The sequence below is a fragment of the Rhizobium sullae genome, from assembly GCF_025200715.1.
Taxonomy (GTDB): Bacteria; Pseudomonadota; Alphaproteobacteria; order Rhizobiales; family Rhizobiaceae; genus Rhizobium; species Rhizobium sullae.
Window position 1 is genome coordinate 390,032 of the sequence record NZ_CP104144.1, and the last position, 17,788, is coordinate 407,819.

The 17,788-nt window shown below is 60.8% G+C and carries 20 protein-coding genes and 1 pseudogene; 5 read left to right on the forward strand and 16 right to left on the reverse strand.

The window, feature by feature from the left end:
* The first annotated feature begins 69 nt into the window (after positions 1–69).
* A complete protein-coding gene (locus N2599_RS22510) occupies positions 70–690 on the forward strand; it encodes a TetR/AcrR family transcriptional regulator (RefSeq protein WP_027512705.1) in 621 nt (206 codons plus the stop codon).
* Positions 691–693: 3 nt separating this feature from the next.
* Here N2599_RS22510 and N2599_RS22515 read toward each other — a convergent pair whose 3' ends face one another.
* The 3 genes from N2599_RS22515 to N2599_RS22525 form a co-directional block, all read right to left on the reverse strand.
* A complete protein-coding gene (locus N2599_RS22515) occupies positions 694–1,236 on the reverse strand; it encodes a hypothetical protein (protein ID WP_027512706.1) in 543 nt (180 codons plus the stop codon).
* A gap of 462 nt (positions 1,237–1,698) precedes the next feature.
* Complete coding sequence (locus N2599_RS22520; RefSeq protein ID WP_027512707.1) at positions 1,699–2,433, reverse strand: urease accessory protein UreH domain-containing protein; 735 nt, start codon at positions 2,431–2,433, stop codon at positions 1,699–1,701.
* Complete coding sequence (locus N2599_RS22525; RefSeq protein WP_245209299.1) at positions 2,433–2,630, reverse strand: hypothetical protein; 198 nt, start codon at positions 2,628–2,630, stop codon at positions 2,433–2,435. The genes N2599_RS22520 and N2599_RS22525 overlap by 1 nt, the downstream gene beginning before the upstream one ends.
* Positions 2,631–2,709: 79 nt before the next feature.
* Here N2599_RS22525 and N2599_RS22530 point away from each other — a divergent pair, with 79 nt between their 5' ends.
* Positions 2,710–2,982 carry a hypothetical protein gene (locus tag N2599_RS22530; RefSeq protein ID WP_084606609.1) on the forward strand — a complete coding sequence of 91 codons (273 nt, stop codon included), beginning with the start codon at positions 2,710–2,712 and terminating at the stop codon, positions 2,980–2,982.
* A gap of 146 nt (positions 2,983–3,128) precedes the next feature.
* Here N2599_RS22530 and N2599_RS22535 read toward each other — a convergent pair whose 3' ends face one another.
* The 4 genes and pseudogenes from N2599_RS22535 to N2599_RS22550 form a co-directional block, all read right to left on the reverse strand.
* Positions 3,129–3,407 carry a metal-sensing transcriptional repressor gene (locus N2599_RS22535; protein ID WP_027512710.1) on the reverse strand — a complete coding sequence of 93 codons (279 nt, stop codon included), beginning with the start codon at positions 3,405–3,407 and terminating at the stop codon, positions 3,129–3,131.
* 66 nt (positions 3,408–3,473) lie between these two features.
* The gene (locus N2599_RS22540) at positions 3,474–4,826 is read right to left on the reverse strand and encodes a cation diffusion facilitator family transporter (RefSeq protein WP_027512711.1); all 1,353 of its coding nucleotides are present in this window, start codon (positions 4,824–4,826) and stop codon (positions 3,474–3,476) included.
* A gap of 76 nt (positions 4,827–4,902) precedes the next feature.
* Positions 4,903–4,983 (reverse strand): annotated as a pseudogene (locus tag N2599_RS22545) (helix-turn-helix domain-containing protein); the annotation flags it as partial.
* 86 nt (positions 4,984–5,069) lie between these two features.
* Positions 5,070–6,302: an MFS transporter gene (locus N2599_RS22550; protein ID WP_051336750.1), complete on the reverse strand. Its 1,233-nt coding sequence runs from the start codon at positions 6,300–6,302 to the stop codon at positions 5,070–5,072.
* A 322-nt stretch (positions 6,303–6,624) separates the two neighbouring features.
* Between N2599_RS22550 and N2599_RS22555 the strand changes: the two genes are divergently transcribed.
* On the forward strand, positions 6,625–6,831 hold the full coding sequence (locus N2599_RS22555; RefSeq protein ID WP_027512713.1) for a CsbD family protein: 207 nt from the start codon (positions 6,625–6,627) through the stop codon (positions 6,829–6,831).
* A 258-nt stretch (positions 6,832–7,089) separates the two neighbouring features.
* Here the strand turns inward: N2599_RS22555 and N2599_RS22560 are convergent, their stop codons facing one another.
* The 9 genes from N2599_RS22560 to N2599_RS22600 form a co-directional block, all read right to left on the reverse strand.
* Positions 7,090–7,587 carry a YciE/YciF ferroxidase family protein gene (locus N2599_RS22560; RefSeq protein WP_027512714.1) on the reverse strand — a complete coding sequence of 166 codons (498 nt, stop codon included), beginning with the start codon at positions 7,585–7,587 and terminating at the stop codon, positions 7,090–7,092.
* A 310-nt stretch (positions 7,588–7,897) separates the two neighbouring features.
* Positions 7,898–8,737, reverse strand: a complete 840-nt coding sequence (locus N2599_RS22565; RefSeq protein WP_244914941.1) for a hypothetical protein — start codon at positions 8,735–8,737, stop codon at positions 7,898–7,900.
* A 528-nt stretch (positions 8,738–9,265) separates the two neighbouring features.
* Positions 9,266–10,123 (reverse strand): transporter substrate-binding domain-containing protein, encoded by an 858-nt coding sequence (locus N2599_RS22570; protein ID WP_027512716.1) that lies wholly within the window; start codon positions 10,121–10,123, stop codon positions 9,266–9,268.
* Positions 10,124–10,163: 40 nt separating this feature from the next.
* Positions 10,164–10,946 (reverse strand): ABC transporter ATP-binding protein, encoded by a 783-nt coding sequence (locus N2599_RS22575; protein ID WP_027512717.1) that lies wholly within the window; start codon positions 10,944–10,946, stop codon positions 10,164–10,166.
* Positions 10,943–11,683 (reverse strand): ABC transporter permease, encoded by a 741-nt coding sequence (locus N2599_RS22580; protein WP_027512718.1) that lies wholly within the window; start codon positions 11,681–11,683, stop codon positions 10,943–10,945. Before N2599_RS22580 ends, N2599_RS22575 begins: the two co-directional genes overlap by 4 nt.
* Positions 11,683–12,402: an ABC transporter permease gene (locus tag N2599_RS22585; protein ID WP_027512719.1), complete on the reverse strand. Its 720-nt coding sequence runs from the start codon at positions 12,400–12,402 to the stop codon at positions 11,683–11,685. The genes N2599_RS22580 and N2599_RS22585 overlap by 1 nt, the downstream gene beginning before the upstream one ends.
* 154 nt (positions 12,403–12,556) lie before the next feature.
* Positions 12,557–13,408, reverse strand: a complete 852-nt coding sequence (locus N2599_RS22590; RefSeq protein WP_027512720.1) for a transporter substrate-binding domain-containing protein — start codon at positions 13,406–13,408, stop codon at positions 12,557–12,559.
* Between the two features lie 75 nt (positions 13,409–13,483).
* Complete coding sequence (locus N2599_RS22595) at positions 13,484–15,163, reverse strand: M28 family metallopeptidase (protein WP_027512721.1); 1,680 nt, start codon at positions 15,161–15,163, stop codon at positions 13,484–13,486.
* The gene (locus tag N2599_RS22600; protein ID WP_027512722.1) at positions 15,156–16,580 is read right to left on the reverse strand and encodes a M20 family metallopeptidase; all 1,425 of its coding nucleotides are present in this window, start codon (positions 16,578–16,580) and stop codon (positions 15,156–15,158) included. The genes N2599_RS22595 and N2599_RS22600 overlap by 8 nt, the downstream gene beginning before the upstream one ends.
* 171 nt (positions 16,581–16,751) lie before the next feature.
* Between N2599_RS22600 and N2599_RS22605 the strand changes: the two genes are divergently transcribed.
* Both N2599_RS22605 and N2599_RS38200 read left to right on the forward strand, forming a co-directional pair.
* Positions 16,752–17,384: a GntR family transcriptional regulator gene (locus N2599_RS22605; protein WP_027512723.1), complete on the forward strand. Its 633-nt coding sequence runs from the start codon at positions 16,752–16,754 to the stop codon at positions 17,382–17,384.
* A gap of 19 nt (positions 17,385–17,403) precedes the next feature.
* On the forward strand, positions 17,404–17,763 hold the full coding sequence (locus N2599_RS38200; protein WP_483407210.1) for a cation transporter dimerization domain-containing protein: 360 nt from the start codon (positions 17,404–17,406) through the stop codon (positions 17,761–17,763).
* Positions 17,764–17,788: the final 25 nt, after the last annotated feature.

The window sequence follows — 17,788 nt, forward strand, 5'->3', positions numbered from 1 at the left end:
CCGGAAATAGTGTTGCAGGACACCCGACGGTAAGATGTTCGGAACGGCACAATCCAGGAGGCAGTGGCCATGAAAATCGAGCGGTCAGCAAAGAACGGCTCGATCGACCGTCGCGTCGCGCGAACGCGCGCTCTGCTGCAGGACGCGCTCATCGCACTGATCCCGGAGCGCGGATATGCGGCAATTACTGTCGAAGACATTTGCCGCAAGGCCAATGTCGGACGATCGACCTTTTACGCTCACTACACGAGCAAAGATGAACTGCGCAGCGCAACGATCGAGGCACATCTGAGATCGCTCGATCAACAGCGCCTGGCGACGCTTCCGGCTTCCGGCCGACGCCTATTCCGGTTCAGCCTGCCGATGCTTGAGCATGCGCAGGCGGCCCGCGAACTCCATCACGCGCTGCTCTCGAGCAGCAGCGACGCGATTCACGATGAATTGCGCGAGCGGATCCGCCGCGTTGTCCGGCATGAGCTTGCCGAAAAGCGGATCGGCAATACCAACGTCCCTGCCGAGGTTGCCGTGCAATTCATTTCCGGAGCCTTTGTCGCCGTTCTGGCCTGGTGGATCAACGGAAACGCTGGCCTGTCGCCGTCCGAGGTCGATGAGCTGTTCCAGCAGCTGGCGCTGAACGGCGTCGGCGCCCGTGTCGAGACGGACGAAGCTCATCCTCAGCAATGCCGTTAGCCGTCAATTTTCCCATTGCGTTTCGGCGATCGAACTGGCCATGAGCTGGTCTCTACCATCAGGTGCCGCGGGCACCGTCAACGTGACAAGTTCATTGCGGCCCTTGACGATCACGCTGTAAAGCTTGTGCACGTGCGTCGGGCTACGGTTTTCATCTATCGCTTCGGCGTCGAATACGTCGAAGAGCTGCCTTTCAAAGCCCCTGCTGTCGACGCCGGATGTCGCCACCGTGCAGGCTTGGACCGACTTGCCGCCGAGGTTGTTTTTAGCGACGCCGACGAAGAGAGGTTGGCCTATGCCATTGCCTTGCGCCGCCCAGCCTTCGATGCTCTCCGGATCGTCCACGGGTGCCAAGCCGATGACCACCTCGTCGCCGAGCGGCGTCCAGCCGTGGGCCTGCGCGGCCCTGACTGTCCTGTCGAAGTCGGGTCCGCTCGAAAGACAGTGGCGACGGAAAAAGTCGAAAGATGTGTTGCTATCCTCGGCTCCGGCCGTTGACGCGACGCAAAGGATGGCGGCCTGCAGTATCGTTCGGGAGCGTACCATCGTGTTATATCGCTCGGATCGCCGAGCGATCCCCGGACATAGAATTCCCTGGCGCCCAGTCTGATTATACTCCTAGTGTGGTTAAAGCACAGGCGGTTTGTTGAGTTTGCGTACGCACAGCAACCCTTTCAATGTCGGGGCCAATTTGCCGTGATATTGTTAGCCGGCACTAACAATTTCGAGGAGCAGCTTCCTTAGAGGCTGACCTTGATGTGGTGAAGCTCCTGACCGCCGCTACCGACGAAAAGTACTCAGAAGAAAAAGGTTCGGGCTGCACGACCCCCGGCGCGGGCCGTATAGAGCTTGTGAAGACGCTCCAGGCGGGTCCCGACGACAGGCAGCGCCCGTAGGAAATGTCGAATGGCAGGCTCCACGGCGAAGACGGATCGCAGATGCCGAGAACCATCAGGATGGCGGCCAAGCTAAGTTTCATCTCACTTCGCCCGAGAACATCGCCAGACCTTATCCGAGACCTGCCCACCTCGAAAGCTCGAACCCGGCGACGGTTAGAAGGATCGCTCCGGCGATGGCCTCGACCGATTTCGAGACGGTCGCGAGCAGCTCCGGTCTGCTGTGCATCAGTCGTCCGAGCTGCTCCCTGAAGACGACCGCCAGGAGTGCGACCGCCGACAGGGTTAGGCAGACACCGATCATCATCGACACCGCGAAAAGCAGTCCCGTTATGACAACCTGGTGGATCATCGCGAACGTCATGACGAAGAGCGTGAGTGGACAGGGGATCAGTCCCGCCATGAAACCCACGATGACGCCTTCGCCGCTCGAATGGGTATGGGAGTGCCGGAACAGCGCGCTCCCCAGCATCCACAGGCCGATCACGCCAAGCAGTCCGCGGCTGAGCGCCTGGAGGGCGGGGGCAGTTCCGGCGTTGACGAAGGAGTGCGAAACCAGCGGCAGGGCAAGCAGCGCGATCAGTACCGCCATGGACACATGCGTGAACGACAGCGCCATCGACACCAGCAACGCCTTGTGCGCCTTCATCGACGAACCCGTGAGGTAGGTGGCGAGGATCGACTTGCTGTGCCCCGGCGTCAGGGCATGGACCGCGCCAAAGGCAATCCCCATCGGCAGGAATGCCAGAAAGGCGAGCCAGCCGCCGCCGGAGGCGAACGCCTTGATGTGCTCGGCAAACGCCAGATAGATGTCGCGTTGAAATTCGATGATCTGCTGCCAGGGCATCAGGTCAGTCCCGTGGTTGCCGCTGCCAGGATGATATAGCGTCCGAACTTGGCGATCGCCACCAGCAGGACGAAGGCCGGGAAGCGGCTGGCGGAGGACACCTGCCATGACCGTGATCGGATCGCCGGCCAGCGTAGGCGTCCAGTCAGCCTGCCGTGGACCTCTTCCCTCAATGCATCGGAGCGAATGCCCTTCATCGGTCGTTCATATCCGATCTCCGAAACTAAAACGTCAAAGATGTGTTGATCTAGCATGCGGAAGAAGGAGCTCCGAGCCATGAAGCTTTTGACCATAACTGCCGCGGTTGGCATGGCACTTTCCGTGTGTGCCGGGAATGCATTGTCCGATCCCTGGAAGGACGAAAGCGGTCATGGGCGTTGGCGTGAGGGCGGCTACTACGATGGACCCCGATATCAGCAACGAGCATACAAAGAAGAGTATCGTCGCGGTGGCTGCAAGATCGAGCGGAAATGGGATGGTGACGAGTACAATGAAGAGATCAAGTGCAAGCGCGGCGCGCGACCGATCTACGGGTATTTTCGTTATTGAGCCGGTGCTCATCGGGCAACCAAGCGAGAACTCGATTGATCAATGACGGTGTGGCGGCTGCGGCAAGGTGACGAGAACAGCTTCCGGCATCGAAAATTATCGTTGCCATCGCGAGTGCGGCCGCATGCCGTTCATCACCCATCGGCTCACAGATACTTGGTGATCGTCTTGAACTCGTCGATGGACTGGCGCTGGTCGCGGGGCAGCGCGCCGACGGTCTCCTCCAGGCAGTGGTCGAGATGGTCCTGGATGAGCGTGCGCTTGGCGTTGATGATCGCCTTTTCGACAGCGGAGAGCTGCTGGGCAATGTCGACGCAGGGTCGGCCAGCCTCGATCATGGCGATGACGCTCTTCAGATGGCCCTCCGCGCGCTTGAGACGCTTGACGATCTCGGGGTGGGTGGCATGCGTGTGGTGTTCGGTCATCGTGTCCATTTCCAAATGCCTCCGTCGCGACGGGACGATACGCCGCCGGTCCCGTGATCGGCAAGGTCAGTGGTGATGTCCTTCCGGCTCTTCCATCCGAAAGGAAAGGTCATCCACCTCGATCCCAGCCATCAGTTTTAACACGGCTTCGAACTCATGCGGCTCGGCAGGAGCGACCGCACTGATCATCACATGATGATCGGTCGGGGAGGGAAGCAACGGCAGACGCTCGATTGCGCCGTTACCGCGATTGATCTCTACCACTGCCTGCAGGCCATGGATATGCTTTCCAACCGAAAGCCGGAAACGTTCGCCATCCGGAGTGTCGACAATCTCCAGCAAACCGGTCGCCAATGGGGAACTGACGGTGAACGGCGCGGGGGCGTGGTGATGTCCGTTGTCCTGATTTTCGACGGGCGTCGCCGTTCCTGCGGTGTCGAGCTGGATCGTCGCGGTTCCCAGGGCCGGCAGATGGGCGTTCAGCTCCTTACGGAGAGCGAGCACGACCGCATTGGCCTGGGCAACCGACTTCGAACTATCGACGGCGATCGTCACATCGGCGTGAAGCTTGTGACCAAGCCAGCGGGCCTTGACGTCGGTGAGGCGCTCGATACCGGCAACGTGTCCGGCGGCATGACGGATCTCGTCGGTGATCCCAGGTTCGACGCCGTCGAGGCTCCGGGTGATGACCGAACGCGCCGACTGCCAGACGATACCGAAGATCGCGATGGTGATCAGCAGGCCGACGATCGGATCGGCGAGCGGGAAGCCCATCCAGACGCCGAACGCGCCGAGGACGACGGCAAGGCTGGTTAGGCCATCGGTTCGGGCATGGTAGCCGTCGGCGATGAGGGCCGCACTGTTCATCTCGCGGCCGACCTTGATGCGGAAGATGGCGACCGCCTCGTTGCCGATGAAGCCGATGATGCCCGCGGCGCCCACGGCGAGAAGCTGCGTGATCGGCTGCGGGTTCATCAGGCGGTCGATGGCCTCGTAGCCCGCAACGATAGCGCTGAAGAGGATGATGAGGACGATCAGCATGCCTGCGAAGTCTTCGACCCGGCCGAGACCGTAGTTAAAAATTCTGGTCGGCTTGCGGCGGACCAGCGTGAAGGCGATCCAGAGCGGGATGGCCGTGGCGGCGTCGCCAATGTTATGGATCGTGTCGGCCAACAGGGCGACGCTTCCCGAAATGAAGACGACGACGAGCTGAAGTGCGGCAGTGATCGCCAGGATCACGAACGACCATTTGATCGCCCAGATACCACGCGCGGAAGATGCGATGCTGGGATCGACAACACCGTGTGTATGGCCATGGCCTCCGGCGTTGCTATGTGAGTGCGTGTGCGAGCCGTTGCCATGCCCGTAGGCGTGACCGGCGTGGCCGAAACCAAGCCATTCCTTGATGCTGGCAAACATGGGAGACCTCTGATCAGACGTGTTTTCCTCCTATCCCCGTGGAGAGGATGCGTCAAGGTTTCTTGTGTGCGGGTGGGAGTGCCAATCGCTCCTGAGAGTGGCCTTTCGCCACGCGAAGCCGTCTGAGATTCCAACCGATGGTTTGCCGCGCGTCCATAGCATAACCAACGCGTATTCACGGCTTGACAATCGACTGACTGTTAGTCGATGCGGAGAAGGCTGTGAACGACATCCGGGGTCTTTTTAACGCTCCTCAGGTGGCTTGAGGTGGCGGAACTGCAGCAGCAACAGCAGGTCGTAGACGATCTTCAGCATGCCGCAGATGACGAGCGGCCAAGCGCGATAGGAGGCAGCGACGAGAGCACCCGCCAGGGCAGGACTGGCCGCCGCGGCAAGACTGCGCGGTACCGATGTGAAGCTCGCCGCCGCGGCCCGCTCCGCCTCGGTCACGACGGCCATCACGTAGGACGAGCGCGTCGGTACGTCCATTTGCGAGAGAGCTGCCCGGATGAGCAACAAGGCGAGCGCCAGGGCCAAGTTGGGGGCGAAGGCCGCCAAGATCAGCACGACGCTCGACGGAATGTGGGTGAACACCATGGTGTTGATCAGCCCGATACGCCGCGACAGCCAAGCGGCGACTGGGAAGGAAAACGCCGAAAGTACGCCGGACCAGAAGAAAAACATGCCCGCCGCCGCAAGCGATAGATCGAACCGTTCAAACAGCCACAGGGCTAGCAGAGACTGGACCACGAAACCGCCGGCAAAGGCATCGAGGCTGAACAGGCCCGCAAGTTTGAAGACAACGGCACGCGAAGGCCCGAGTGCCGACGCTTCGGCGGGCCCCATTGTGGGGCGTCGCGGTATGCGGGCATAGAAAAGACCGCCAGCTATTCCGACCAGAGCATAGAGCACGAACATCAGCTTGACGGCGGTCAATCTTTCGAGACCCACCAGCGCGGAGGAGTCCGGTATCGCTGCCGCGAGCGCGCCGACGGCGCTTGCAAGCGCACCAGTGAGGCTATAACGCGCGAACATCTTCGTCCGATCGACTGCGGTCACCTCGCGAGTGAGCGCCGCGTGCTCCAGCGGCACGAACACGCTCACGCTGCCGGCTGAAGGATTAATCGTACCGGCGAAGGCAATCACCAGCAGCGGTGCATAGTCGTGAACCATGGCCATGGCCACGCCCGTGGCCACCATAAGTCCGGTGGCAGCAAATAGCAGTTGGCGGAGATCGCGATGCGCACCGAGGAATCCGATCGCAATCGTCAAGAGTGCAGAACCGAACAGCGATGCCGTCGCGATGATGCCGACTTGCAGGGGCGAAAATCCGAGTTCGAGCAGATAAACCGGCAGTAAGATCGCCACAAAGCCGTCGCCGAAGTCGCGCAGAGCGCGTGCGGCGAAGAGACAGGTCGCGGGATTAAGTCCCGGCGCGATTTTTCCGTCCGGTTTTTGTCGTTCGCGCGGCGGCATCTCTTCAGGCGCCTAATACGATGAAGCAGAAACGCCGCGAGATCACCGACTCGAGCGGCAAACTGGCATGTGTCCTTTGTTGCATGGTCTTCCGCAAGCCTCCGCCACCGGCTTTCCACTTCGAGGAACGCGGGTGCTTCTTCCGTGCTCTATTGCTCCGAACTTCGTGGCAGTCTGCGAAATCGCCTCACGAGCCGGCGATGAGAATAGGTCAGCCGAATTTCGGGACCTATTAATGGCTGCGATTTGCGTGATTTGCGATGAACAAAACGCCGCGGGCAACGTTTCCTCGACGCCCCAATATTCAAGAAAGGAAAAGAACATGGATTGGAACCGCGTCGAAGGCAACTGGAAACAGGCCAAAGGGATGATCAAAGAGCAATGGGGCAAGCTGACTGACGACGACCTTGATCAGATCGCCGGTAAACGCGAGCAGCTTGAAGGCAAGATCCAGGAACGCTACGGCCTCGAAAAGGATCGCGTGCGTCGCGATATCGATGACTGGTATGCGCGCCAGACTTGGCATTGAACCTCCCGCACGGCAGTTGATGAGTGATGTTTCGAGTGTGATCTGGCGATCGGCTCTTCCCGGTCGCCGGATTCTGCTGTCGCGTTGGCGACACTCTGGTGCGCGTACTGGGAAGCCTGCAGCCGGATCCGCTCTACCTCCGCCAAGCCAGTAAACGCTAAGGGTCCTTCCGGTGCAGAGCTCTTCGCATTGCTTGGATGCCCCCATCGAAGCATGCGAGAAGGCCGCGAACACGGCCTCCTCGCTATCGGAAATGGCTCAGGCGGCTTTCGTTGCTTTCAAATTCGCCGACGCCTGTGCAAGCTTCGTCAGCTTCTTATCGGTGGCTTCCTCTTCCGCGAGGCTCGCCTGAAGGAGTGGGACCGCGTCCTTCAAGCCAAGCTGCTTGGCCCAAGCGATAAGTGTGCCGTAGCGGGCGATCTCATAATGTTCAACGGCCTGGGCTGCGGAGATCAATCCTGCGTCAAGCGCGGGAGACCCTTTGAATTCTTCCATGATCTCCTCCCCTTCGGCGATAATGCCTTGGATGGCCTCGCAGGTCTTGCCGCGAGCGGGCTTGCCAACGATCTCGAACACTTGCACGAGACGCTCGACTTGGCTTTCGGTCTCGTCACGATGCTGCAGGAAGCCCGCTTTACCTTCCTCCGATTGCGTGGCGCGAGCCATCTTCGGCAATGCTTTCAGGATTTGCCTCTCTGCGAAGTAAATGTCCTTGAGGGTATCGACGAACAGGTCGTTCAAAGTCTTCTCTGCCATTCTATCCTCCTGTGGTGGGATGATTTGTGGACTCTGAACGTGGGGCATCGCGTGTTGTTCCGATTAGCGGCCCAACAAGTCCGTTGGGCGCGAAAGACTCATTAGGCAATTCCAAGACCAGGAGGAGCGCTGGCCCGTTAGGCGGTTCACTCGACCGGAAAACGCAGCTGAGGTGCCGGGAACCTGACAGGAATACTACCGGAATGATGGATGATGACGGTCGGCGGCATCGTCATGCGCTTCCTTGTGATCGCTGCGGCATGCTTGATGAAGCCATCATCTTGGCCGGCCGCAGTTCTGCGATCGGTGTTTACGTGCGAGTAAGAAAAAGGTCCTCTTCCTCATCCCTTTGCCGACCTCCGAGTGCTGCGGCAGAAGAGGAGATAAAAGCACCAACAATGAGAGACAGGGCACCAAGCATCGCCGTTGTTGCCGCTGCCTTACGTGCCTCGTCTGCTGTTTTCTGCGCAGCGACCTTCGCGTCTTCCACACGCTTTAAGATTGCGTCGACTCGGGCCTTGGCGTCGGCCTCCGGCAGGGCGGTGCGCGATGCCACAATCGTTGCGAGGTAGTTTTTGTCCTCGTCTGGGATCCCGCCTTGAGCAGCACCTTGAAGAAGAATTCTCGACACCTCCGCTGCGGCCGCCCCGTCGTCGGTCGTGGTCTGCGCGCGGCTTCGATCGGGTCGAAGCAAGGCATCGGTGAAATAGGACGTCGAGAGATCGGTCGTCGGCGATTCTGCTGCTGCAACAGTGCCGGCAAGGCTTGCGGTTGTCGCGGCCTGGCTGACACCCTGAGCTCCGGCGCCCGCCAGCGCGGTCAAAGACGATGCTAGGAAACCGGCGACAAAAACCGTGGCGACTGCCCAGCTAATCAGACCGTGAGCGGTGTCGCGGAAGAAGACCTCGTCGCTGTGGACAGCGGTCCATTTCGTGCGGAGCCGGCCCGTGAGGTAGCCGCCCAGCGCCGCTGACAGCCACTGCACGACCACAAGCCAAATTGCAGCGGTGACGCCAATTGACCCTGCCGAAGCGCTCTGTCCCGTCCACGGGGACACAGCCGTCAGCCCGACGCCCGAGCCAAGAAGCAGAAGGATCAGTGTAACGCCGGTGGCGGCAAAAGCGCCGCCGAAGATCGGTCCCCACGACATCGCGGATTTGGACGATTCAACCGGAGTGGCCACGACGCCCGTGTCCTGTCATGGACATGGCAGACGCCTCCTATCGCATGAAAAGAACAAGGAGAATGACGATTGGCAGTGGAATGCCGAGAAGCCACAGAAGAATGCCGCGACCCATGGCGTTGCCTCCGATCTTGGGCGTTGAAAAATATTCGAGGGATTTAACGCCGGTTGACGTTCGATGTTCCGGTCGCATTTGGGGTCTATCATTCGCGAATGATACTGCCGAGAAAGATCAGCCACTCGAAGTCACAATCCTCCGCAGCCTCCGCCCTTTAGGAGTCATTTTCTCTTCCGGCGGCTCGGGGAGTGGCGTTTCCGATAGCGGCGGGTGATGAACTTGTCGCCATCTTTAATTTCTAATGGTGTGCATGCGCTTCGCGCGCACGCCGCCTTCATTCCCGGCGCGGAATCCAGCCCATCCGGCAGTCGTCCGGTGGCCCGGCCGCCGATCGCGTCCAAGGCCGGCCGGGCCAATTCGGATAACCACCGTTCTGGCTATCGCGGCGTGACGTCGAAGCCGAACCACTTCTGCGACAGCCTGGTGACCGTGCCGTCGGCTTTTGCCGCGGCGATGGCATCGTTGAACAGCGCCTTCAGTTCCGGATCGGTCTTGCGCAGGCCCACCGAGCTGCCGCGTCCGAGAAGTCCGCCCTGGAAGCGCGGGCCGGTCACGACCATGTCCTCGTTTCCGGGCTTTGCCGCCGCAGTCGAAAGGTAGGCCATGGACGCGATGATGAGATCGACGCGCCCGGCCTTCAGGTCGAGATCGTGCTGTTCGGTGGTCTTATATTCCCTGATCTCGACGACGTCCCTGAGGTATTTGTCAAGAAAGGCCGCGCCAATGGAGGAACCCTGGACACCGATCGTCTTGCCCTGAAGGAGAGGCGTCAGCTGTTTTACAGCATCGGCTGCACCGGCTTCGTTGGTGGCGAGCGAAAATACCTCTCCCTTCAGCGGAAGCGTGGCGAGCGGGCTCGACTTGAGGGTCGCGAATGTCTGGCCCGTCGTGCCGTAAGAGTCGCTGAAATCGATCACTTCCTCGCGTTTTGCCGTTGCCGACATGCCGGAGATGATGGCATCGAACTTGCCGGCATTGAGCGCCGGGATCATGCCGTCGAAGGATTGAATGACAGTCGTGCATTCCACCTTCATGTGGGCGCACAGATATTTGCTGAGCTCGATTTCATAGCCGTCCAGAGTGCCGTCGGCATTGGTGAAGTTCCACGGGCGGAACTCGCCTTCGGTGGCGATCGTCATATGCGTCCATGTCTTGCCTTCTGCATGGGCGGCCGACGAGGCGAACATGAGCGGCAGGACGCAAAGCGCCTTCAGAATTCCAGTCAGATATTTCATTGCAGTTCCCCTTTTTCGTTGTTTGGGTTTCGGACCGCTGTCATTTGCTGATGAACTGGCGGAAACGTTCGGATTTCGAGTTGGCAAACACCTCCTGCGGATGGCCGTCTTCTTCGACGACGCCCTTGTGCAGGAAGACGACCCGACTGGAGACATCTCGGGCAAAGCCCATCTCGTGGGTGACGACGAGCATGGTTCGTCCTTCCTCGGCCAGCGCCCGCATCACGCGTAGCACCTCGCCGACCAACTCCGGATCAAGCGCCGAAGTCGGCTCGTCGAAGAGCATGACCTTCGGCTGCATGGCGAGCGCGCGGGCGATCGCGGCGCGCTGCTGCTGGCCGCCGGAGAGATGGACGGGATAGTGGTTGCGCTTGTCTGATATTCCGACCTTGGCAAGCAGCATCTCCGCCTCCGCGATGCATTCGGCGCGGGACCGGCGCTGCACGTGAACCGGAGCCTCGATGATGTTTTCGAGCACCGTCTTGTGGGACCAGAGATTGAAGCTCTGGAAGACCATGCCCAGGCGCGAGCGGATCCGGTCGACCTGCTTCCGATCCTCGGGATGGGCATGGCCCCTGGCATTGGTCCGCATGCGGATCGTTTCTCCGGCAACGGTGATTTCGCCGGAGCCCGGCGTTTCCAGAAGGTTGATGCAGCGCAGAAGCGTCGACTTGCCCGAGCCGGAAGAGCCGAGAATGGAGACGACTTCGCCTTCGCGAGCATCGAGCGAGATGCCCTTCAGCACTTCGACCGGCCCAAAGCTCTTGTGCAGGTTCCTGACGCTCAATGCCAGCGGCGCGGTTTTGGACACGGTGACGATCATGAGGCATCTCCTTCGATAGCCGTCGCTGCGGAGGCGGCCGGGACAGATGGCGGAGGCGCGCGCAGATGCGGGCTCAGCCGGTATTCCAGGAGCTGGATGAGGCGCGTCAGCAGGAAATTGATGGCGAGATAGATGGTGCCCGCGACGATGAAGACTTCGATTGCCCGGTAGGTCTCCGAGATGATCTTCGCGGCGACACCGGTGACTTCCATCAAAGTGATGATCGAGGCGAGCGATGTCGCCTTGACCATGGAGATCATCTCGTTGCCGTAGGCGGGTAACGCCTGGCGGATTGCAAGCGGCATGACGATGCGCCGAAAGAGCATCAGCTGCGGCATGCCGCAGGCTTTGGCCGCTTCGATCTGCCCGTGCGGCACGGAGAGCAGTCCGCCGCGGATGATTTCGCTGGCATAGGCGGCCGTGTTCAAGGTCAACGCCAGGACGGCGCACCAATACGGCTCGCGCAGCAGTGGCCAGAGCAGACTGTGGCGGACGGCCGGAAACTGGCCGAGGCCGTAATAGATCAGGAAGACCTGCACCAGGAGAGGCGTACCGCGGAAGACGAAGACGTAGAAACGAGCAAACCAGTCGAGGACGAGAATGCCGGAAAGGCGGGCGAGGGCCAGCCCGAGCGCCAGGATCGCGCCGATCGCGATCGATGTGGCAGCAAGCTGCAGCGTCAGCGGGATTGCGGAGACGAGGCTGAGGAAAGTCTCGGTGGTGAAAGCCCAATCCATCAGCCCCTCCTGACGCCGCGGGAGAAATGCCGCTCGGCCTGGCGCATGAAGACGCCGGAGATCGTCGAAATCAGCAGGTAGATCGCCGCGGCGATCAGGTAGAAATCGAAGGGAAGGCCGGTCGATCCGGCACCCACCTGCGCCTGACGCAGCAGTTCGGCGACGCCCGTGATCGAGACCAGCGCCGATTCCTTCAGAACGACCTGCCAGACATTGCCGAGGCCGGGCAGGGCGTGCCGCAGGGTGAGTGGCGCGACAATCCGCCTGAAGCGCATGAGGCGCGGCATTCCGCAGGCAATCGCCGCTTCGATCTCGCCGGGATGCACGGCCTTGAAGGCGCCACGAAAGACTTCGGTGTGCTGCGCGCCGGAGGTGATCCCGACGGCGAGCGCGCCGGCGAGAAAGCCCGGAAAGCCGATGAAACCTTCCGCGCCGAACAGCCTGCCGACCGCCGTCACCATGGCGCTGCCGCCAAAATAGAGGAGATAGATGACGAGAAGATCGGGAATGCCGCGCAATATCGTCGTATAAGCATCCGCCGCCGTTCTGACGGTAGTGCCGCCGGAGATCTTTGCCCAAGCGCCGAAGGTGCCGATCACTGCCCCGATCGCGTAGCCTGCCAGCGCGATCAGGATCGTCATCCATGCACCGGCAAGGAGCGCGTGGCCCCATCCGCCGGGACCGAAGCTGACGAGCTCCAGGATTCCGGGTTGGTTCATGGCCGGGCCGCGCTCTGCTGGGTGTCTAGAAAATCGAATGGCATATCCATCATCCTGTCTTCAGGAAGGTGCCAGCCGGTGAAGCGTTCCGACCAGCCAGCTCATTCGGAGCGGGCGTAGCGGTCGGGTGCAGCATCCAGGAAGGCAGGCGCGATCAGTTCGTTTCGAAGTTCGGTGTGAGGTCGAGCTTGCTCCACTTCTCGGAGAGCGACTTGATCACGCCGTCCTTGGCGGCGGCCTTGATCGCATCGTCGAACTTTGCCTTCAGATCCGTTTCGCCCTTGCGCATGCCGAGCGCCACTTCGGTCGCCAGCATGGCGCCTTTGACGAGCGGGCCGGACATCATCAGATCGTCATTGCCGGGTTTGGCGAGGACGGATGTCGCATAGACGCCGCTGTCGAATCCTGCGTCGATGCGCCCGGCCTTCAGATCCAGATCGCGTTCGCCGGAATTCTTGTAAGCACGCACGGTGACGTCACTGCCGTAATAGGCGTTGATCAATTGTTCCTGACTGGTCGATTGCACGACGCCGACCGTCTTGCCCTTCAAGGCTTCGCCGATCTTTGCCATGACCGGATTGGCCTTATCCTTGTCGTTGAGGTTCAGCCGCTCGCCGGCCATCGGCAACTCGGCTACGGGACCATCCTTCAGCAGCAGGAATGTGGCGACGCCGCTGGCATAGGGCACGGTGAAATCGACGACCTGCTTGCGCTTTTCATTGATGCCGAGCGTCATGATCAGATCGAACTTACCGGCATTAAGGCTGGGGATCATCCCCGTCCACTCGCCGGCGGTCAGTTCGCACTCGACCTTGGCGCGGGTGCAGAGATCGTTGATGAGATCGACGTCGAAGCCCGCGAGCTTGCCGCTGGAATCGATCATGTTCCAGGGCGGGAAAGCGCCCTCGATGCCGACCTTCACATGTGTCCAGTCCTTAGCATCGGCGCTCGCAGGGCCGAGGGAGAGAATTGCGGCCGCAACGGCGGCAAGGAATTTCGTTTTCATGGTCATCTCCGGTTCCCCTTGTATTGCCGCATCGTTGGCGGCGGATTGATCGGAGCGTTGGCAGCTCCTTTAAGGTTAAGGTTGAAGTGCTTCCCGTAATGCTTCGTTGGCTTGGCGCAGCGCTGAGGCGATGCGATTTCGTGTCTGCCGCGCGTGGACGGCATAAAAGGCGGTGTCCGGCGAGCCTGCGGGCAGCCGCGCAAGTTCATCGATCCCTTCCAGCGACGCCCAGGGTCGATGAGGCAGGGCGGGATCATGGTGAAAGCGCTCGCCGCTCGTATAGTTCAACGGCACGAGCTGCCGCGAAGCACGCAGGAGCGAGGCGTTGATGCGATCGGCAGTTTCGCCTGCCGCGCCGTCCGACAGCCGGGCGAGGGCAATTGCCTGCCGCTCGAGTTCAGAAGCCCCATCCTTCAATGCCGATATATCCAGCCGGCCGTCGAGCGCCCTCTCGAGATGATCAAGTTCCGCCTGCAATGACGTGGCGTAAGCGGCGTAGTCATAGGGCAGGACGGGCGAAGTCAGCAGCCGCCATAGGACTTCGAGAACGATCCGCGTGTCCCGTTCGAGATTTTCCGGGTCGATGTGATCCATCGTGTCGTGGGGCGTATGCCACCACCATCCTAGCGCCGTCAGCATCTTGACCGGACCGGGAGGCTGGTGGCTCAGACTACCGAACATGGAGGGAATGCCGACACCCCAGAAGGACTGATCGGCAGCGCGTCCATGACGCCTGCCGGCGTGCTTCTGTCCTGAGATCGCAGCGACAGCATCCGCGGCGACGGCCTTCAATTCATCGATGACAGCGGAGTTGGTGAGCACTGTCGCGCCCTCGCCACCGGTGGAATCGACGTTGACATGCGCGACGCAACGGCGTTCGAGTTCGTCGAAATATTCGTCGGCATACCAGGCCGATCCGGAATAGCGCCCGTGCGAATGGCCGGACCAGAAGCAGAGGCGAAGCCCCCTTCGCCATTCGCTTCGCGTTTCGGCGAGAACGTGTGCGGCTTCCAGCATCGTCGCGTTGGCTCCGCCATTGTCCATGACGCCGAAATGCCAGGTGTCGTGATGGCCGGAAAATAACACGAACGGCGCGTCGTCAGGACCGTTCTCCGCCGAGAGTTCCGCGACCAGCAGAGGCGTCTTGCGCCAGCCGGCATCTACTTCGGCCTCGAGGCGGGCGTGAACCCGCTCGCCGCCCGCCAGCCGGCGGCGCAAACGCTCGCCGTCCTCCTGACGAATGGAGCAGATCACAGTCGAGGGCAGTTTTGCGCGGGTATGCTGCGACGGGCTTCCCCAGACGGGCGAAACGCACATTTCATAGAGATGTTCGTTCGGGCTGACATGGATCTGGCCGATCGCGCCGGCCGCACTGGCAAGGGCTGCGACTTCCTCGGTCGCGATGCCGTCGGCCAGAACGATCCTGCCGGTGACATCACGATCGGCGAAATGAGCTTCGCTGCCTTCGCCGACGTAAACGAGCTCGGCGGTGATGCCGGCGCTTGACACCGACATCGAGTGTGTGATGCAGGGTAGCGCCATGCCGTCGATTTCTATCTTCGCCCGCCCCGGCAGGCTGATGAAGGCATCATGGGCAATCAGGCGCGTCTGATAGCCGGCTGCGTTCATCTCCGCCTGCAAGTATGCGAAGCTTTCGAGCTCCTCCGGCGTTCCCGACAGTTTCACGCGCCGCGAGAATTCGCGGATATGCGACACCAGGTGCGCTCGGTCGGGAAGGGGAGCGGTGCTAGGCATGGCTCTTCTCCGGTAGAGGCGGCTCAACGTCATCGGGAATCGGATTGACGAAAGCGATCCCCTCGAGGCGTCCCTGATGGTCCGCCTTGGCCGCCTCGATGAGTGCGGGATCGCAGATGAGATCGACGGCGGTGCTCGCCATCACCTTGGCTGCATGCTCCATGCCCTTGTGGGCGGCCGGAAGCTTTCCTTGGGCCACGAGCTGCCAGGAGTGGCCCGGTGTGCCGATGGCATATGTGGCGCCACGCATCTGCACGGTCGGCACCACCCAGCTGACGGTGCCGACATCCGTGGAGCCGACGATCGTTCCGTCGCCGCTTTCCGGCGGGAAGATCCCGTCGCAGAGCGCCACACCCTTCTTCGGATTCAGTCCGAACCGGCCATAGGATGCGGAAATATCTTCCGCCGAAAAGGTTTCCTGGAATTTCCGGGCCGTCTCGTGATCGGCGGCGTCGAAGGGCGGCGGGCCGAGGCGCTGGAGATGCTTGTGCATCAGCTCTTCGAGCGGGGTATTGCCGACGAGGTTGGCGTCGCCGCTGAGCACTTCGCTGCGCACCGTGGTTTCGGTCATCAGTGCAGCGCCTTCCGCCAGCTTTTTTACACGGGCGACGAGGCTCAGCAGTTCGGGAAGGCTTCGCGCACGCACGAGGTAGCGCACGGTCGCCCGAGCCTGCACCACATTCGGCGCGGAACCCCCGGCATCGGTGATCGCATAATGGATGCGCGCGGTCGAAGGCATGTGTTCACGTAGGTAGTTGGCGCCAACATTCATCAGCTCCACCGCGTCAAGCGCGCTGCGTCCAAGATGCGGGGTTGCCGAGGCATGCGAGGCACGGCCGGTGAAATGGAAATTAATTTCGTTGCAGGCGAGCGAGATCGGATTGTTGACACCGGCCAAGGATGCCGGATGCCAGGAGATGGCGATATCGACATCGTCGAAGACGCCGGAACGAACCATGAAGCCTTTAGACGATCCGCCTTCCTCGGCGGGGCACCCGTAGTAGCGCACCCGGCCCTTCAGGCCGTTCGCCGCCAGAAAATCCTTGACGGCTGCGGCTGCAAGCATCGACCCCGCGCCGAGCAGGTTATGGCCGCAGCCATGGCCGTTGCCGCTTTTTTCGATTGGCCTCTCCTCGGCGATGCCCGCCTCCTGGCTGAGACCGGGAAGTGCGTCGAATTCGCCGAGGATGGCAATCACCGGCCCGCCTTCGCCGGCCTCACCCATGACCGCGGTTGGCAGTCCGGCAATGCCACGCTCAACGCGAAAGCCCTCTTCTTCCAGAAGGCGCGCATGCTCAGCCGAGGAGCGGAACTCCTCGTAATTCGTTTCTGGCATGCCCCAGACGCGATCGCTGAGCCCGACGAAGGCGTCGCGTTTCGTTTCGACAATATTCCAGATGGCGTCGGAGTTGTTCATAGTGCTATAAGGATCCGCGTGCATGGTTACCAAAATTGGCGCCAATTTATGATTCAAAAATCAATTGCGCAATAGATAGGCTTGAATATTTTTTGATCATCTCTGTTCGCGCGGGATCGGAAACGGAAGACAGGCCCGGCTAAGCGGCCTGCTGAATGATGGGAGAGTGAAATGAATGACAGCCAGCTAAAGCCTGTTGCCGAGGGAGAAGAGAAAGACGTTACCGATTTCATTCTTCAGGACATTCTGACCGGAGTGCTGGCACCCGGCACGTGGCTGAAGCAAATCGATCTGGAGCGTCGCTACGAATGCACGCGGCCGGAAGTGCGCCGGGCGCTCGACAGGCTGGCGCAGAAGCGGCTGGTCGAGCATGTGCCGAACCGCGGTTATCATGTCTACGAGCCCGACGGCCGCCGCGCCAGGGAGGTCAGCGAAATTCGTATCATCGTGGAGACCGGCGTCGCCGATCGGATCATTTCGAACGCCTCCGCAGAAAGCATTGCGAGATTGCAGATGCTTGCAAAAGCCTTCGACGACATGATCCTTTTCGGCACGATGTTGGAGCTCTACGAAGCCAATCTCGCGTTCCATCGGGAATTGCTGGCGCTGAGCGGCAACCAGGAACTCGTGGATCTTGTCACGGAGATACGCCAGCGCACCTCATCTGCTCCCGTTTCACAGTGGCGAACCCGCGCCCGCATAGAACAGTCGGGAAATGAGCATCACCTGATGATAGAGGCCATCAAGAACGGCGACGTGGAGGAGCTGAAGAACCTGACGAGAAAACATATAATGCAAGGCTGATAGAGGACCCCTTGGAGATATGGTGAGCGCGACGAACAGCCGACCGGTCTCTTGCCGAGGCAGACGGGGAGATATAGCAGGTCATATAAGGCTCCATATCGTTTGGAACATCCGTCGCGATGCCGCCCGAACTGCGACATATCCATCGGGTAGGCCGACCAGACTGGCGACGGGATCGCACGTCACCACGACCTTGTGGTCAACGTCCAACGACGAGATCAGTTTCACAGCCCATGTGACATTGAAGCCCGGCGATGACCGGGCGGCCGTCAGGCGCGAGATCGAAAAGGTTCTAAAAGAACGCTTCGGAATTCATCACACGACGATACAGGTCGAGAGCGAAGCAGAGACCCACGAAGGGGCAATCTTTCATCGATAACGTTAACGGGGGAATGGAAACCACC

Coding starts and splice junctions, on each gene's coding strand:
- N2599_RS22600 (WP_027512722.1), bottom strand. CDS start 16,580: ATGAACAACTCCGACGCCATCTGGAATATTGTCGAAACGAAACGCGAC.
- N2599_RS22560 (WP_027512714.1), bottom strand. CDS start 7,587: ATGGCAGAGAAGACTTTGAACGACCTGTTCGTCGATACCCTCAAGGAC.
- N2599_RS22515 (WP_027512706.1), bottom strand. CDS start 1,236: ATGGTACGCTCCCGAACGATACTGCAGGCCGCCATCCTTTGCGTCGCG.
- N2599_RS38200 (WP_483407210.1), top strand. CDS start 17,404: ATGGTGAGCGCGACGAACAGCCGACCGGTCTCTTGCCGAGGCAGACGG.
- N2599_RS22535 (WP_027512710.1), bottom strand. CDS start 3,407: ATGACCGAACACCACACGCATGCCACCCACCCCGAGATCGTCAAGCGT.
- N2599_RS22605 (WP_027512723.1), top strand. CDS start 16,752: ATGAATGACAGCCAGCTAAAGCCTGTTGCCGAGGGAGAAGAGAAAGAC.
- N2599_RS22575 (WP_027512717.1), bottom strand. CDS start 10,946: ATGATCGTCACCGTGTCCAAAACCGCGCCGCTGGCATTGAGCGTCAGG.
- N2599_RS22520 (WP_027512707.1), bottom strand. CDS start 2,433: ATGCCCTGGCAGCAGATCATCGAATTTCAACGCGACATCTATCTGGCG.
- N2599_RS22530 (WP_084606609.1), top strand. CDS start 2,710: ATGAAGCTTTTGACCATAACTGCCGCGGTTGGCATGGCACTTTCCGTG.
- N2599_RS22555 (WP_027512713.1), top strand. CDS start 6,625: ATGGATTGGAACCGCGTCGAAGGCAACTGGAAACAGGCCAAAGGGATG.
- N2599_RS22510 (WP_027512705.1), top strand. CDS start 70: ATGAAAATCGAGCGGTCAGCAAAGAACGGCTCGATCGACCGTCGCGTC.
- N2599_RS22540 (WP_027512711.1), bottom strand. CDS start 4,826: ATGTTTGCCAGCATCAAGGAATGGCTTGGTTTCGGCCACGCCGGTCAC.
- N2599_RS22595 (WP_027512721.1), bottom strand. CDS start 15,163: ATGCCTAGCACCGCTCCCCTTCCCGACCGAGCGCACCTGGTGTCGCAT.
- N2599_RS22590 (WP_027512720.1), bottom strand. CDS start 13,408: ATGAAAACGAAATTCCTTGCCGCCGTTGCGGCCGCAATTCTCTCCCTC.
- N2599_RS22585 (WP_027512719.1), bottom strand. CDS start 12,402: ATGAACCAACCCGGAATCCTGGAGCTCGTCAGCTTCGGTCCCGGCGGA.
- N2599_RS22570 (WP_027512716.1), bottom strand. CDS start 10,123: ATGAAATATCTGACTGGAATTCTGAAGGCGCTTTGCGTCCTGCCGCTC.
- N2599_RS22565 (WP_244914941.1), bottom strand. CDS start 8,737: ATGTCGTGGGGACCGATCTTCGGCGGCGCTTTTGCCGCCACCGGCGTT.
- N2599_RS22525 (WP_245209299.1), bottom strand. CDS start 2,630: ATGAAGGGCATTCGCTCCGATGCATTGAGGGAAGAGGTCCACGGCAGG.
- N2599_RS22580 (WP_027512718.1), bottom strand. CDS start 11,683: ATGGATTGGGCTTTCACCACCGAGACTTTCCTCAGCCTCGTCTCCGCA.
- N2599_RS22550 (WP_051336750.1), bottom strand. CDS start 6,302: ATGCCGCCGCGCGAACGACAAAAACCGGACGGAAAAATCGCGCCGGGA.